Here is a 15,585-nt window from a genome sequence, read left to right on the forward strand (position 1 = left end):
GAGAACAACTCTGAACAACTCGCGTAAACGCCTATCGGAGTCCTGAACTGGGCTTTCGCTCCGGTCTTGTCGGTCGAGCCTGCGGCAGTTGTGCAGCCTGACCGGCTCACAAACAACTACCCACCAGCCCCTCGTCAGACCCGCACGACGTCTGCGCGCGGCACCAGCGGGATCGCCACCGCGGCGACCACCGCCGCGCCCGCGAACACCGGCCAGTAGCCGACCGCCTCGATCACGGCAGCGACCAGGGGAGTGGACGCCGCGATCGCCACGAACTGCGCGGTGTTCTGCACGCCCAGCGCGCGCCCGCTCCACCGCGGGCCGGCGTATTCGGCGACTGCGGTGAACGCCAGGCCGTTGTCGGACACCGAGAGCACGGTCGCGACCACGCCGAGCGTCACGGCCACCACCCCGGGGGCTCCCAGCGCCTCGGCCACAGCGAGGGCTGCCAGGCCGCCGGTGACCGAGATCGCCACAGCGCGAAGGGGTCTCATCCGCGACCCGACGCGGTCAGACACCGCGCCGGCCACGATCCTGGCGACCGCCCCGAGCACCTGACTCGCCGTCACCACGATTCCCGCGGAGACCGCCGACCAGCCGTGCCCCAGCACGAGCCACGCCAGCAGGAACGCCTGCAGCATGCCCTGCGGCAGGACGAGGAGCACCGACGCGCCGTGCACCCGGGCCAGGTAGTCCGAGCCGCGGTACGGCGACCCGTCCGCCGGGGGACGGGTCGCTGACGCCGTGCCGGTCACCGTGGGAACCGCGGCGCTCGGCGCCGACGGGGGAGCAGCCAGGTGGCCAGGCGGGTCGGTGACGACGACGAGGGCCGCGACCGCCGAGACCACGGCCATGACCAGGGGTACCGCGAAGGCCGCGGCCAATCCGTACGACTGCGCGAGCACCGGCATGGTCATGGCCGCGACCGCGGATCCGGCGGGCTGCGACATCTGCCGGACTCCCATGGCGAGCCCGCGGCGGTGGGCCGGGAACCAGCTGACGACCAGTCGCCCGCTCGCGGAGTTCCCCGAGGCGGTGAAGGCGCCGGTGACCAGCAACAGGATCGCCAGCAACGTGAACGAGTCGACGAACAGTGCGGCTGCCAGGGCGAGCGCGGCACCGACCGAGCCGGAGACCAGGACCAGCTTCTCGCTCGTCCGGTCGACGAGCCAGCCCCAGGCGATCAGCGCCGTGGCCATGCCCACCAGCGGCATCGCGACCAGCACCCCGGCCCGCGAGAGCGACAGCCCCTCGACGGTCGTGAGGTGGGGGAGCAGGAAGCCCACGCCGACGACGAACGCCGAGCCCGACGCGGCGACGAACGTGGCGACCGCCAGCACCAGCCAGTGCCGCGGGGTCACCGCGGTCGACTCATGCTTCACCGTCTCCACCTGCACGAGCCTAGACCCGATCCCACAAACTAGAAACCGTCTCCCATATAATGAGACTCATCCGGGGCGCCGGCCGTCAGTTGACGTCCCCGTCCTGCAGGAAGGTGGCGTACAGCGGCAGCGGCATCTCCTGACGCCGCAGTACCGCACCCCACACGTCGACGCGGGCGGGGGCGAGCAGGTCGCTGGGCAGGCTGGGGGCGACGTACCAGTCGCCGCGGTCGAGTTCGTCCTGCAGCTGCCCGGGGGCCCAGCCGGTGTATCCGACGAACACCCGCATCCCTTCGACGTGGTCGCGCAGGAGATCGGGGTCGCTGTCCAGGTCCACCACGTGCACCCGGCCCTCGATCTGCTGGAGCCCGACGAACCGGTCACCGTCCACGCCGGAGCCGAGCACCACCAGTGCGATCCCGGTGTCGGGTTTGACGGGACCGCCGATGTGGAAGACGGACGGGGGAGCGCAGATCTCGGCCCAGGCGGGCAGGATTGACTCCACCTCGGTCTCGCTCGGGCGGGTGATGACGACGCCCAGGGAGCCCGAGTGGTCGTGCTCGATCATGTAGATGATCGCGCGCTGGAAGTTGGGATCGGGCATGTCGGGCGCCGCGATGAGCAGCGACCCGGCGACGGGATCACGCTTGTCCATCGCGGAGTAGAGGCGGTCGCCGAACAGGCCGCCGCCGCCCAGATCGTCCGGTCCCGTGTCCATGTCCCCATGATGCCCCCGTGGCCGACGACCCACACGCGCGTCCCCTCGATCGGGTCCCGCCGCGGTGGTCGCCGCTCGTGCGGCGAGCGCTACGGTGATTCGCGTGACCTCACTGTCCGCCGATCCGGTCGGCCCCCCGCGCGGACGACTGGCGGCCGCACTGCGGGAGTCGGACGGCCTCGGCCGGCTGTCCACGGCGCGCCTGGCCGCCCTGCTCAGTGAGGGGATCCACCAGGCCGCGCTGGGCGGGATCGTGTTGTTCAGCCCCGAGTCCGCGACGACGCCCTCCGCCATCGTCGGCGGGTTCGCCGTCATGCTGCTGCCGTACTCGGTCGTCGGACCCTTCGCCGCCGCCGCGCTCGACCGCTGGGATCGTCGGGTCGTCGTCGCGGTCGCGGCGCTGGTCAGGACGGTGGCCATCATCGCGACCATCGCGCTGGTCGCCGCCGGCGCCGTGCACACGGGGGCGGGCCTGCCGATGTTGTTCGCGCTCTCGCTCGTGGCCATCGGGCTGGGCCGCCTCATCAACACCGGCATGACCGCGGCCATGCCCAAGGTGGTGCCCGACCGGATCCTCGCCGGCGCCAACTCGGTTCTGGTCACCGTGGGGTCGATCATCACGGCCGTCGGCGCGGTCGCGGCGTTCGCCGTCCTGGCCGTCCTCGGCGCCGGGGACGCCGCGGTGTCGTGGACCCTCGTGCCGTCCGTGGTCGCCGCGCTGGTGGGGGTGTGGGCGATCCTGGCGCTGCCGCGCCGGCACCTGGGACCCGACGACGACGAGCTCAGCGCTGATCCCGGCCGGGGCGTGGCACTAGATGCGCTGTCCCTGTTCGCCGGTGGATTGGCCGAGGGCGTCCGGGCCGCCCGGTCCACGGCCCTCGTGTGGGTGTCGCTGACCGGCGTGACGCTCGGCCGGGCGGCGTTCGGGATCACCACGATGCTGGCGATCCTGCTACTGCGCGACGCCGAGTCCGGCGGCGTGGGCGGCCCTGTCGTGGCCGGGATGGGTGGATTCGGACTGATGTCGGCGGCGGTGGCCGCAGGAATGGGCCTGGCCGCCGTCGTCACCCCCTGGGCCATCGCCCGTCGGCGGCGGATCGTCGTCGTGGCATCGGGCGCAGTGCTGTCGGGGGTCGCGCAGCTCGCGGTCGGCCCGACCCTCGACCCGACGGCACTGGTCGTGGGCGCGGTGGCGATCGGTCTGGGCGCCCAGGTGGTCAAGCTCGTCGCGGACAACGCCATGCAGACCGACGTCCCCGACGCCCGCCGCGGCGGGGTCTTCGCACTGCAGGACGCGCTGTTCAACTCGGCGTTCGTCGTGGGGATGGTCGCGGTCCTGCCGTTGGTGCCCGCCGACGGACGGTCGGTGTCGTTGATGCTGGTCCCGGCCGCGCTGTACGCCGCCGCCGCGGTGATCGCGGCGTTCGTCGCCGCGCGAAGGCGGTCAGGAGCCGAGCCCGAGCGAACCCGCGGCGATCGAACCGCCACCGACCGAACCACCACCGACCGAGCCACCACCGACTGACCCTCCGCCCACAGAACCACCGCCCACAGAACCACCGCCCACAGAGCCCGCGGCGACCGAACCGCCACCCACCGAGCCTGCACCCACCGAGCCGCCACCGACCGAACCTGCGCCGACCGAACCCGCGCCGACCGAACCCGCGCCGACCGAACCCGCCCCGACCGAACCCGCGCCCATCGACCCGGCGGCAGCCGAGCCCGCCGCGGCGGAACCGACAGCTCCGGCGTCCCCACCGGCCGAGCCACCACCAACCGAGCCACCACCAACCGAGCCACCGCCGAGCGCGCCGGCGTCGATGACCCCCACGTCGAGCGATCCGGCAGCCGAGCCCGCGTCGATGTGCGGGAGCTCCAGGTGAGGCGGCTCGAAGGGCAGCGCGGCGTCGAGCCGCCCGTCGCCGTTCATGTCCGCCACGGACAGCATCCCGCTGCCCGTGTCGACGGTGATGGAGCCGTCGTCCTCGACGACCGGTTCCGCGGGTTCGGGAACGGTCCCGCCCTGCACCGGCGCGGGTTCCGGGGCCGGGGTGTGCGCGACGGGCGGGGGCGGCGGCACCGGATCGGGTTCCGTGACCGGGGGAGTGGACCACCTTGCCGAGTCCGCTGCAGCGGCCGACCCGTGGTGGATCGCGCCGATGGCATCCGACAGCAGGGCGCCCCAGTCCGGCAAGCCGCCCATCGCGTCCGACCCGGCGGCCAGCCCGTCCGCCCCTGCGGCCAGCGAACCGCCCATCAGCGCGCCCGCACCCTCGGCTCCTGCCAGCACCGATCCGGCCGCCAGGGAGCCGGCCCCGACGGACCCCGTGCCGAGCGAGCCGCCCCCCACCGACCCCGCGCCGACAGACCCACCGCCCGCCGAACCGGCGGCAACTGATCCACCACCCACCGAGCCACCGCCCACAGACCCGCCCGCGACAGACCCGCCGCCCACGGACCCCGCGGCGAGCGCGCCGGCTCCCCCGGCGTAGACGTTCCACACGCCGCGTCCGCCGTCATCGGCGTAGGCGGCCTGGGCGCCGGTGCCCACGTCGGTCACCACGCGATCGGCGGCGCCGTCGAGGTCCGAGTCCCACAGGGCGTCGTCGGCGTATCCGTCGCCGTCGAAGTCCAGCCACAGCGCGTCCGCGGCACCGGTTCCGAGGGTGAGGTCGGGCTCGCCCTGCCACTGCGTCGGGTCCCCGACGCCGTCTCCGAAAAAGTAGTCCATGGCCAGAATCGTGTCCCGGGAGCCCTGATCGGACCAGCCCCGATCCGCGATCTGTGGAGCGATGGTCCGTAATCCACAGATCGTCGTTCCGCCTTGACGGCGGGCGCTCAGCTGCTCGCGGTGGCCCTGACGAGCAACGCGGGCTGTTCGGGATCGCCGCCCAGGTCGCGACGCCCGAGTCGAGAGGCCCGGGCACCCACGACGACGAGGAAGACCGCCGCCCAGATCAGGTAGGCGTTGCCGACGAGGTGCTCCAGCGGGCCCCAGCCGAGTTCGCGGCCCTCGCTGTGCGGCACCCACCACTGCGGAGTGCCCAGGAAGATCACCACGCCGCTGCCGGCCAGGGTTAGCCAGCCGCGCTCGTCGTCGTCGCCGTCTCGTCCCGCGCGGTCGGCCCACACCAGGGTGAGCACGACCGCGGGCACCGCCCACACCCAGTGGTGTCCCCATGACACGGGCGAGCAGAACAACGCCACGTTGCCCACCGCGACCGCGGCGGCCACCTCGTGGCCGGACCGCAGCAACCGCCACGCCACCCACGCGATCCCCAGGCCGATCGCCGCGGACACCACGAACCACGCGACCGACGCGGCGGTGTCCTCGAAGCCGAGTCGGTGCACGAACCCGTTCACCGACTGGTTGGACGTGAACGCCAGACCGCCGATCCGGGCCGGGTCGCGGATGGCGAAGGTCCAGTAGCGGGCGGAGTCGTCCGGGGTGAGCAGGTGCCCGATCCCGGTGAACGCCAGCGCCGAGACGACCGCCGTGGCCAGCCCACGCCAGTCGCGCCGCAGCACGAAGTACAGCAGGAACACCGCCGGGGTGAGCTTGATGGCCATCGCCAACCCGGTGAGGGTGCCGCCCCACCAGCGGCCGCGGCCGCGGATCACGTCGACCAGCACCAGCGCCATGAGGAAGACGTTGACCTGCCCGAACCCGATCGTCTCGCGCACCGGGCCGAACCACAGTGCCACCGCCACGATGGCTGCCGTGAGCCACCACAACTCCCGCTGCGGGCGTTCGCACGTGCGCGTGAGCACCAGGTGCACGACATAGGCCAGCACCGCGATGGTCGCCAGCGTGATCAGCGCGGACGCGACCGCCAACGGCACCAGCGTGAGCAGTGAGAAGAGCTGCGCCGACAGCGGGGGATAGGTGAACGGCAGGTGGGCGCCCTGGGCGAGCTGCGGCAGCTCGCCGTAGAGGTCGCCACCGTCGCGGAACACCTGCCCGCCGACGCGGTAGACGTCGAGGTCGATGCGGTACGGCGGGGTCTGCTGCAGCCCCGGGATTCCGACGGTGTGCAGCAGCGTGCCGACGACGGCGAGGACGGCGACGACGACCCGCGCAGCGGCCGAACCGAGGTAGCGGTCGACCGCTCCGCCGATCATGCCGGGTCGCCGTTCTGCTCGGCGGAGCCCCCGGACCCGCCGTTCTGCTGCGGTTCGTTCTGTCCCGCCCACCAGCTCAGGAGCGCGGCCTCGGCCTCAGCCCGGTCGAGCGGGCCGCGGTCGAGGCGCAACTCCTTGAGATACGCCCACGCGCGACCGACATCGGGCCCCGGCTTGAGGTCGAGCAGCGTCATGATCTCGTTGCCGTCGAGGTCGGGGCGGACCCGCGCGAGGTCCTCCTTCTCCTCGATCTCGGCGATCCGCCGTTCCAGCGAGTCGTAGTTGGCCTGCAGCTTGGCCGCCCGCCGCTTGTTGCGGGTCGTGCAGTCCGCCCGGACCAGCCGGTGCAGGCGCGGGAGCAGGTGTCCGGCGTCGGAGACGTAGCGGCGCACCGCGGAGTCCGTCCACTGACCCTCGCCGTACCCGTGGAAGCGCAGGTGGAGGAACACCAGGCCGGAGACGTCCTCGATCATCTGTTTGGAGTACTTGAGCGCACGCATGCGCTTGCGCACCATCTTCGCGCCGACCACCTCGTGGTGGTGGAAGGTCACGCCGCCGCCGGGCTTGGGCGCCCGTGTGGCGGGCTTGCCCACGTCGTGCAGCAACGCCGCCCAGCGGAGCACCAGGTCGGGCCCCTCGGGTTCGAGGTCGATGGCCTGCTTGAGCACCGTGAGCGAGTGCCAGTACACGTCCTTGTGCTGCATGTGCTCGTCGCGCTCGAGCTTCATGCCGGGCACCTCGGGCAACACCCGGTCGGCCAACCCGGCCTCGCACAGCATGTTGATGCCGTCGATCGGGTAGTCGCCGAGGATGGTCTTGTCGAGTTCGGTCCGCACCCGTTCGACGGTGATGCGGTCGATCTCCCCGGTCATCTCCGCCATCGCACGGAACACCCGCGGCGCGAGGGTGAACCCCAGCTGGGAGACGAACCGGCAGGCCCTCAGCATGCGCAGCGGGTCGTCGGAGAACGACTGCTCCGGTGCGGCCGGGGTGTCCAGGACGCCGGCGAGCAGGGCGTCCATCCCGTTCAGGGGGTCGACGAACTCCTGGCGCCCGTCCGGGTGCAGACGCACCGCCATGGCGTTGACCGTGAAGTCGCGCCGGATCAGGTCACCGTCGAGGGTGTCACCGAAGACGACCTCGGGGTTCCGGGTCACCCCGTCATAGGAGTCGGCACGGAACGTGGTGATCTCGATCTGCTGCTCGATCCCGCCACCGTCCCGCTTGACGGCCGACAGCGTGCCGAACTCGATCCCGGTGTCCCACACCGCGTCCGCGTAGTCGTCGAGGATGGCCCGCACCGTCTCGGGCCGGGCGTCCGTGGTGAAGTCCAGGTCGGTGCCCAGTCGGCCGAGCACGGCGTCGCGGACACTGCCACCCACCAGGTAGAGCTCGTGCCCGGCGTCGCCGAACGCCGTCGCGAGTGGGGCCAGCACGTCGGCCAGGTCGTTCATCGTGGTCTGGGCGCCCGCGAGCAACCGGACCCGGCGCGCCTCGACCTCCGCCGGGTCGGGCCGGGAACCCGGTCCGTCCTGCAACGCCGAGAACACCGCGGCGTCGTGTCGATCGGAGGCGGATCGATCGGCGGCGGCGCTGCTGTCGGCGGCACTGCGGTCGGGGGTCGGTCTGCGGGCTGTCACGGGCCCGACTTTACCGAGTGGGCCCGACAATCCCTGACCCGCGCGCTCGGGGCCGGGCGGGATCAGCCCCGTGGGCCGGATGGGCCCGGTGTGAGCCGGGTCCACGAGTGGGCAGGGCCGCGCCGGCGGCCGGGCGGGGGCACCGCCGGCACACGCAGTCCCGGGTACACCGCCTCGCCGACCTCTGCTGCCGGAATGTACGCCGATCACCGGGTCATGCTGCGGGAATGGACCATTCGGGGCGCGCAAGTCGACAAGGCAGCGCATCCGGGCCGGATGCGCTGCCGGAATGCCCGGCGCGCCGCCTCACCCACCCGCCGCGACGACCTTCGACCACAGCGGGTCCACGGCCTCCACCTCGGGCGGGCCGCTCAGCAGCGGGCTCGACTCCTCCAGGTATCGCAGGTAGGCGGGGTTACCGAGGAACTCCTGGGCGGCCGCGGCGTCCCGGTAGTGCTGGAACACCACCATCACGTCCGGATCCACGTGGGACGCGCACAGCACATAGGCCCGGTGCCCGTCGTTGGCCTGGACGGCCTCGGGCATGTGCCGGCGCCACACCTCGATCAACTGGTCGCGACGGCCCGGCTTGGCCCGGTGTCGCAGGACCAGGGCGTGGGTGGACGGGCCAGAGCTCATACCGCGGACTCTAGCCGCGCCCGCCGCCGCGGGACCGTCCCCGGCCGCCACGAGACCGACATTCTGTCCCGTGATACAGAAGCGATCTAGAGTGACGGGTGTGTCTCGTCGTCGTCGTATATACCCACGCCCGTCACCCACCCGTCGGCGCATCGCACCGACGGCCGTCGCGCTCACGGCCGCGGTGGCGCTGACCGGCGCGGTCCACCCGCTCGCAGGCGCGCAGTCCGCCGGCGGCGTCGACACCTCCACGGCCCTCGGATTCACCACCTCGCCCCGCCCCACCGCGCCGCCCCCGGCCGACACCTCGCGGCCACAGATCCTGCGCGTCCAACCGGTCGAGGGCCGCAAGGTGCTCGCCGACGTGTGGTCCCCGTCCATGGCCAAGGCCGTCCCCACGTTCCTCCTCCTCCCCGCGAGCCCGTCGCCGGCACCGCTGTTGCTCCTGCTCAACGGCGTGGGCGGGGGAGAAGACTACGTCGGCTGGGCCTATCACACCGACTACGAGGACTTCTTCGCCGACAAACACGTCCTGGTCGCCAGCCCGGAGGGCGGCCGGTTCAGCCTCTACACCGACTGGCAGCGCGAGGACCCCGTCCTCGGCGTCAACCGCTGGCACACCTTCCTCGACTCCGAACTACCCGCCGCGCTCGCCGGCGCCCACGCCCTGAACGGCACCCGCGGCGTGATCGGCGTGTCCATGTCCGGCGGCCCGGCGCTGACCCTCGCCGCGCGGAGCCGACACCACTACGCCGCCGCCGCGTCCCTGTCCAGATTCCCCGAGGTCTCCACTCCGTTCGGTCGCGCCGCCATGACCGCCATGGTCGCGCGCGGCGGCGGCAACGTCCACAACGCGTTCGGCCCGCCGGACGACCCGGCCTGGCTCGCACACGACCCCTCCCACCATGTCGAGCGCCTCCGCGGCACCGCCCTTTACCTCGCGTCCGCCCCCGGCAACCCCGGCCCGCACGACTCGCCGGAGATCGGGTCGGCGACCTTCGCCATCGGGGCGCCGACGGAGCTCGCCGCCGACCTGGGCACCCGCCACATGGCCCGCGCGCTGCGGGACGGCGGCGTGCCCTTCACCTATGACCGCTACCCGAGCGGCGCCCACACCTTCGCCCTGTTCACCCGCGAGTCGCGGGATTCCTGGCGGGTCGTCGGTCCGGCGCTCGGGGCCTGACCCGCACGCGGCCGGGCCGCGGCGCGCCGTGGATTCCGGTCCACTCACCCCCGGCCGGTAGCATCGATGGGTGTCCGAAGCCGATCGTCCCGCCGAACCGCGCGCCAACGCGCCGCGGCGTCGTCGTGCGCGTCGGCCCGCCGGACCCGGCGCCGCGGGACGCGACGCCGCAGGTCAGAAGCGGGACAGCGCTGCCGCGAAGGGGTCCGACGGCCAGCGCGGCGCGCAGGGCGACAAGCAGAAGTCGACGCCCCGGGACGCCGGGGGCGGCGGCCAGAAGCCAGGTCAGAAGCCGGGTCAGAAGTCCGGCCAGGGGGGCCAGTCCGGGCCCACCGGCTCCACCGGCCCCTCCGGCGACGGTCAGTCCCGGCAGGGACGGCGTCGCCGCCGCGGCGGACGCGGTCGGCGCGGCGGTCGGGGACAGGGCCGCGCACCCGAGAACCAGAACCAGCCGTCGAGCCCCGACGCCACCCACACGGTGAAGACCGGCGACGGCACCGCCGGCGCCACCTCCCGCCAGGCCCCCCGTCACCCGCGTCAGCCCGGCCGGTCCAAGTCGGGCGGCGGTGGCCAGGCGAGCTCCACCAACACCACCCGCACGTCCGCGCCCGCGAAGGCCGGCGGCGGCACCGGGTCCAAGACCGGCTCCAAGGCCGGTGGCAAGGGCGGGTCCAAGGCCGCGGCCAAGACCACCAAGCCCGGCACCCACCAGGGCGGCAAGGCCGGCGCCAAGAACGCCCGTGGCGGTCGCGGGGGCGCGCGGCATCCCCGCGGTGGCCAGCGACTCAAGACGGTGCTGGAGACCTCGGCCGGCGGCCTGGTGGTCCGGAACCTCGCGGAGGCGGGGGAGGGACCTGAGCCCGACCTGTCCCGGCTGGAGGTCGCCCTCATCGGTCGGCTGGACCGCCGAGGCCGCATGCTGTGGTCCATGCCGAAGGGGCACATCGAGCCGGGGGAGACGGTCGCGGAGACGGCCCGGCGCGAGGTGCTCGAGGAGACCGGTGTCGACGGCACCGTCCTGGCCCCGCTGGGCACCATCGACTACTGGTTCGTCGCCGAGGGCCGGCGCATCCACAAGACCGTCCACCACCACCTCGTCCGCTACGACCACGGCGAGTTGTGCGACGAGGACCCGGAGATCACCGAGGTCGCCTGGTTCGCGTTCGACGACCTGCCCCGGCGCCTCGCGTACCCGGACGAGCGGCGACTGGTCGAGTCCGCCCGCACCCTGCTCCCGGACTTCGCGCGCGCCGAACTGGCCGGCGACAATCCCCCGCCCGCCGACGCGCAGATGGTGGACCCGTCCCGCCGGGCGGACGGCCCCGAGCCGGTCCGCCGCACCGGGGCGCACGGCGTCACCCCTCGCGACCACGCGCCGGAGGAGTCCGGGCCGTGACCGGGCGGCCGGTTGGGCGCGCAGTCCGGGCGGTCGTCCCGACGGCACTGTGTGCGGCGCTGGCGTTCGGCCCGCTGTGGGGTGTCCAGCCGGCCGGCGCGATCACCCCCGCGGAGGCCGCGGCGGCCGGGTACATCCCCAACCCGGCGCCGACACTGGCCCGGATCACCATCGACGAGATCTCCCCGACCGTCCTCGACGGGGCGGGGGGCCCGGGCGGGGCGGGTGGCGGGGGCCGGGTCGCGGTCGGCACCGAGTCCGGGGTCCCCGTTGTCACGGTGTCCGGCACCATCACCAACGTCGGCGACATCCCCCTCGAGTCGGTCGACGTCCGGCTCCAGCGCGGGCCCCGCGCCGCCGACGCGGAGGCGGTGCGCGAACCGCTGGTGTGGTCCGAGCCGTCGTTCGCGGTCCGCGGCGAGTTCCTGCGGGTGGCCGAGACCGTGGCGCCGGGGCAGTCCGTGCCGTACCGCGTGTCCATGCCGGCCCGGGAGATCCCCGGCGACCCGGCCCCTGACCTGCAGCTGACCGAACCCGGCATCTATCCGCTCCTCGTCAACGTCAACGGCACGCCGGAGGGCGGGTCGCCCGCGCGACTCGACGACGCCCGCACCCAGTTGCCCGTGCTCGAGGCGCCGCAGCCGGCGGCGCTACCGGGGGTCGACGACGACGAGGTGGTCGCACCCGGGCCGGCGGACGGGCGGGGCCCGACTCCGGTCCCGCTGACCATGATGTGGCCGCTGGCGGCGGCACCCACGCGGATCGCGACGGTGCCCGGAGCGGAAGGCCCGGACCCGGTGGTCGCGTTGACCGACGACTCGCTCCTGCGCGAGCTGTCCGAGGGCGGTCGGCTCACCGGGCTGGTCCGGGCGGCCGACGACGCGTTCGACGGGCCCGGCGGGCAGGACCTGCGACAGGCGGTGTGCCTGGGCGTGGACCCGGAGCTGCTGGGGACCGTGTCCGAGATCGCCGACGGCCGCGCCGTGCTCATCGGGAACGGCACCGGCGGCGACGACGGGGGTTCCTCCGGGCGGAACCGCGGCGGCCGGGAGGACCCGGAGCGGTCCGCCCCCGCCGATCCCGGGGCGGTGGAAGCCGACGCCGAACGCTGGCTGGACGAGCTGCGGGCGCTGGCCGAGGGCACCTGCGTGGTGACGCTGCCGGCCGCCCAGGCCGGCCTCGAGGCGGTCGGCGCGGTGGGGTCCACCGAGCTCACCCGGGCCGCGCTGGACAGCGACGATTCCGTGGAGCGGATCCTCGGGGTGTCCCCGATCCCCGACGTGTTGGTCCCCGCGTCCGGGACCCTGCTGCCCGGCACCGCCGAGGCACTGGGGGAGCCCGGCGCCACCGCCGTGGTGGCGACCCCGTCGACGCGGACCGACACCGGTATCGTCCCGCCCCCCGGGATGGTGGGGTTGGCCGGGACCGACGGCGGACGCGCGCTGACGTACTCGGCGCCGATCGGGGCGGCCCTCGCCGCGACCGGGTCCGCGCCGGAGAACCCGCGCTATTCCGACCCCGACACCCGGTACTGGCTGACCGCCGACTCCGCGGCGGCCCGCCTCCAGGACGCGAGGGCCGCGCTCCTCGCGCCGGTCGTGGACGCCATCGACGCCGGGCCCGCCCCCATCGCCTCGCTCGAGGCCGCCGGCGCGGCCGGCGCGGCCGGCGCCGGGCCTTCCGCGGGCACCGGTCCCGCTGCCGACACCGGCCCCTCGGGCCCGTCCGACGATCAGGGGGTCCTGGCCGTGCCGCCGCAGGTGTGGAGCGTCGACGGCGAGGCCGCCGGCTCGCTGCTGGAGACCCTCGGCGCCCAACTGGCAGCGGGGAGGATGCGCGCGGTGCCGCTCACCGAGCGCCTGGCCGGACCGGTCACCGTCCCGGACGGGTCCCTGGCGGACGACCCCACGGGCGCCGTCGACCCGGGGGCCGTGGACCTGGCCGGGGTGGACCGTCGCGTCTCCGACGCCCTGCGGGGGATCGGCACGCTGCGGTCACTGGTCGACGCCGCCGATCCCACCTCGGCGGACGCCGAGGGCCACCTCGACCCGATGATGACCGAAGCCCTCCGGGCCCTGTCGGAGACCGGCCGGCGGGCGGGGGGAGACGGCACGTCACCCGGGTCCGGTTCCGGGGCGGACGCCCGCGCCGCCACCGCCGAGCGCCTCGACCGCCTCGAGCAGACGGTCTCCCGCTCGCTCGGCAGGGTGGACCTGCTGCCGCCCGGCAGCGTGTTCACCATGGCCAGCCCCAACAGCCCACTGCTGCTGGTGACCCGGAACGCGTTGCCGTTCCCGGTGCGCGTCGGCGTCACCGTCACCGCGCCGGACGACATCACGGTGGAGCCGGTGGGGGTCGTCCAGATCCCGGCCTCGGGGTCGCGGACCCTGCAGGTGCCCACCCAGTCCGATGCCGAGGGCGGCGTACGCCACACCGTGGCGTTCGTCCTCGAGGGTCCCGACGGGCGCCCGCTGTCGGAGCCGGTGGAGCTGTCCGTCCAGACCGGTGGCTACCCGGTCGCCCAGGCGTTCGCGTTGGCCGCGGCCGCCCTCGCCCTCGTCCTCGGGGGCCGGCGGTACCTGCGCTACCGTCGGGGCATCCTCGACCCCGCGGACGAAGGGCACCGACCGTGAACGACGAGCAGGGGTCCCCCGGACCCGAACTGCGCAGACCGGATCCCGGCCTCCGCGGCCGACGCCGTGAGGCGGGCAGTTGCGTGCTGCCGGGCCCGGCCTCCCCGCCGCCGGTCGCCGACTCGTTCATCCCGGACGCCGCGCCCGCGCCGTCGATCGAGCGGCCGATCGCGCGGCCGATCGCCCCGACCCCGGAGCGGTCCGCAGCGGGCCCGGCGACGCCCGGCGGGGGGACCGGGGCACGGAACCGCGACTCCTCCGACGCGTCGGTGATGCGCTCGACGGGATCGATGGCCGTGGCCAACCTCGCGAGCCGCATCACCGGGTTCGTCCGGATGATCCTCATCCTCACCGTGCTCGGCCCCGCCGTGGCGTCGGCCTTCAACACCGCCAACACGCTGCCCAACATGATCACCGAGCTCGTCCTGGGTTCGGTGCTCACCGCGATGTTCATGCCGCTGCTGGCCAAGGCCGCGCAGGAGGACGAGGACGGGGGCGTGTCCTTCATCCGTCGCCTGCTCACCGTGACCTCGGTCCTGGCACTGGGGGCGACCGTCGTGGCGGTGGCGTGCGCGCCGCTGCTCACCGAGCTCAACCTGGGCGACGGCGAGGTCAACACGAACCTGGCCACCGCGTTCGCGTTCCTGCTGCTGCCGCAGATCTTCTTCTACGGCGTGTTCTCGGTGATGCTCGCGATCCTCAACTACAACGGTGTCTTCCGTCCCGGGGCGTGGGCGCCGGTGTGGAACAACCTGGTGGCCATCGCGACACTGGTGCTGTTCGCGGTGGTCGGCAGCGGCATCGACCCGGCCGCGCCGGTCAACCTGCTCAGCGCGCCCATCCTGCTGTTGGGCCTGGGCACCACCCTGGGCGTGGTGCTGCAGGCGGCGGTATTGGTGCCGGCCCTGCGTCGCGCGGGCGTGGACCTGCGCCCCCAGTGGGGTCTGGACCCCCGCATCAAGCAGTTCGGCGGGCACGCCGTCGCCGGTGTGACCTATGTCCTCATCTCGCAGGTCGGTCTGGTCATGACCAACCGCATCGGGTCGGCTGCGGACGAGGCCGCCATCGCCATCTACCAGACCTACTGGCTGCTGTTGCAGGTCCCGTACGGGATCATCGGCGTCACCCTGCTCACCGCCATCAACCCCCGCCTGGCGGACAACGGGGTGGCCGGCCGCAACGACGCGGTGGTGCGGGACATCTCGCTGGGGACGCGGCTGTCCCTGTTCGGGCTGCTGCCGATCATCGCGTTCATGACCGCGTTCGGCCCGACGATCGCCACCGGCCTGTTCCGCTACGGGAACTTCGACGCCGAGAGCGCCCAGGTGCTCGGCCTGACCCTGACCTTCGGCGCGTTCACGCTGGTGCCCTACGCCGTGGTCCTGCTGCAGCAGCGGGTGTTCTACGCCCGCGAGGACTACTGGACGCCGACGGCGATGATCCTCGCGATCACGGTCGTCCGCGTGGTCCTGTCGCTCCTCGTCCCCGTGGTCGCCGACCAGCGGTCCCACGTGGTGATCGGCCTGGCCCTGGCCAACGGCATCGGCTGGGTCGTCGGCGCCGTCGCCGGGTTCGTCCTGCTGCGGTCGAAACTGGGGTCCCTGCGTGGTCGCGAGACCCTCCGGTCGGCCTCGTGGACCCTCGGCGCGTCGATCGTCGGCGCCCTGGTCGCACTCGCGGTGGACACGATCCTGCCGATGGACGCCCTCACCGACGCCGTCGGAAGCATCGGGTTCGTCCTGCGTGCCGGTGTCGCCGCCGTCATCACCCTCGCGGTGACCGGTCTGATCCTGTCGCGGTCCCGGTTGCCGGAACTCGACTCGATCACCCCCGTTCTCCGCGGACTCGTGGGGCGTCTGAGGAGATAGTCGA

11 protein-coding genes are annotated in these 15,585 nt (G+C 73.6%); 5 read left to right on the top strand and 6 right to left on the bottom strand.

What is annotated here, in order from left to right:
* Positions 1-134: 134 nt before the first annotated feature.
* Positions 135-1,382, bottom strand: coding sequence for an MFS transporter (locus tag AYO52_RS17265; RefSeq protein ID WP_253702286.1), 1,248 nt, complete (start codon positions 1,380-1,382; stop codon positions 135-137).
* Positions 1,383-1,467: 85 nt separating this feature from the next.
* Complete coding sequence (locus AYO52_RS17270; RefSeq protein WP_067720162.1) at positions 1,468-2,100, bottom strand: YqgE/AlgH family protein; 633 nt, start codon at positions 2,098-2,100, stop codon at positions 1,468-1,470.
* A gap of 103 nt (positions 2,101-2,203) precedes the next feature.
* Between AYO52_RS17270 and AYO52_RS17275 the strand changes: the two genes are divergently transcribed.
* Entirely contained in the window at positions 2,204-3,625 is a 1,422-nt protein-coding gene (locus tag AYO52_RS17275) for an MFS transporter (RefSeq protein WP_067720164.1), read from the top strand.
* Here the strand turns inward: AYO52_RS17275 and AYO52_RS17280 are convergent.
* The 4 genes from AYO52_RS17280 to AYO52_RS17295 all read right to left on the bottom strand — a co-directional run bounded on the left by AYO52_RS17280 (position 3,545) and on the right by AYO52_RS17295 (position 8,501).
* A complete protein-coding gene (locus tag AYO52_RS17280) occupies positions 3,545-4,831 on the bottom strand; it encodes a hypothetical protein (protein ID WP_067720166.1) in 1,287 nt (428 codons plus the stop codon). The genes AYO52_RS17275 and AYO52_RS17280 overlap by 81 nt on opposite strands.
* 107 nt (positions 4,832-4,938) lie before the next feature.
* Positions 4,939-6,222, bottom strand: a complete 1,284-nt coding sequence (locus AYO52_RS17285; protein ID WP_067720168.1) for a glycosyltransferase 87 family protein — start codon at positions 6,220-6,222, stop codon at positions 4,939-4,941.
* The gene (locus AYO52_RS17290; protein ID WP_253702294.1) at positions 6,219-7,760 is read right to left on the bottom strand and encodes a CCA tRNA nucleotidyltransferase; all 1,542 of its coding nucleotides are present in this window, start codon (positions 7,758-7,760) and stop codon (positions 6,219-6,221) included. The genes AYO52_RS17285 and AYO52_RS17290 overlap by 4 nt, the downstream gene beginning before the upstream one ends.
* 408 nt (positions 7,761-8,168) lie before the next feature.
* Positions 8,169-8,501 (bottom strand): putative quinol monooxygenase, encoded by a 333-nt coding sequence (locus tag AYO52_RS17295; RefSeq protein WP_067720170.1) that lies wholly within the window; start codon positions 8,499-8,501, stop codon positions 8,169-8,171.
* Positions 8,502-8,601: 100 nt separating this feature from the next.
* On the opposite strand from AYO52_RS17295, the gene AYO52_RS17300 reads away from it, so the two are divergent.
* The 4 genes from AYO52_RS17300 (at position 8,602) to AYO52_RS17315 (ending at position 15,581) form a co-directional block, all read left to right on the top strand.
* Positions 8,602-9,684 (top strand): alpha/beta hydrolase family protein, encoded by a 1,083-nt coding sequence (locus AYO52_RS17300; protein WP_172812202.1) that lies wholly within the window; start codon positions 8,602-8,604, stop codon positions 9,682-9,684.
* A gap of 70 nt (positions 9,685-9,754) precedes the next feature.
* Positions 9,755-11,080 (top strand): NUDIX hydrolase, encoded by a 1,326-nt coding sequence (locus AYO52_RS19095; protein ID WP_227022304.1) that lies wholly within the window; start codon positions 9,755-9,757, stop codon positions 11,078-11,080.
* Positions 11,077-13,713: a hypothetical protein gene (locus AYO52_RS17310; protein WP_067720172.1), complete on the top strand. Its 2,637-nt coding sequence runs from the start codon at positions 11,077-11,079 to the stop codon at positions 13,711-13,713. Before AYO52_RS19095 ends, AYO52_RS17310 begins: the two co-directional genes overlap by 4 nt.
* Complete coding sequence (locus AYO52_RS17315; protein WP_067720174.1) at positions 13,710-15,581, top strand: lipid II flippase MurJ; 1,872 nt, start codon at positions 13,710-13,712, stop codon at positions 15,579-15,581. The genes AYO52_RS17310 and AYO52_RS17315 overlap by 4 nt, the downstream gene beginning before the upstream one ends.
* Positions 15,582-15,585 lie beyond the last annotated feature (4 nt).

The sequence above is a fragment of the Dietzia sp. 111N12-1 genome (assembly GCF_001658045.1).
In the GTDB taxonomy this organism is placed as follows: Bacteria; Actinomycetota; Actinomycetes; order Mycobacteriales; family Mycobacteriaceae; genus Dietzia; species Dietzia kunjamensis.

What these genes read in the sequence shown, in the direction of transcription:
- AYO52_RS17270 (WP_067720162.1), bottom strand. Translation starts at nt 2,100, where the DNA reads ATGGACACGGGACCGGACGATCTGGGCGGCGGCGGCCTGTTCGGCGAC.
- AYO52_RS17280 (WP_067720166.1), bottom strand. Translation starts at nt 4,831, where the DNA reads ATGGACTACTTTTTCGGAGACGGCGTCGGGGACCCGACGCAGTGGCAG.
- AYO52_RS17285 (WP_067720168.1), bottom strand. Translation starts at nt 6,222, where the DNA reads ATGATCGGCGGAGCGGTCGACCGCTACCTCGGTTCGGCCGCTGCGCGG.
- AYO52_RS17295 (WP_067720170.1), bottom strand. Translation starts at nt 8,501, where the DNA reads ATGAGCTCTGGCCCGTCCACCCACGCCCTGGTCCTGCGACACCGGGCC.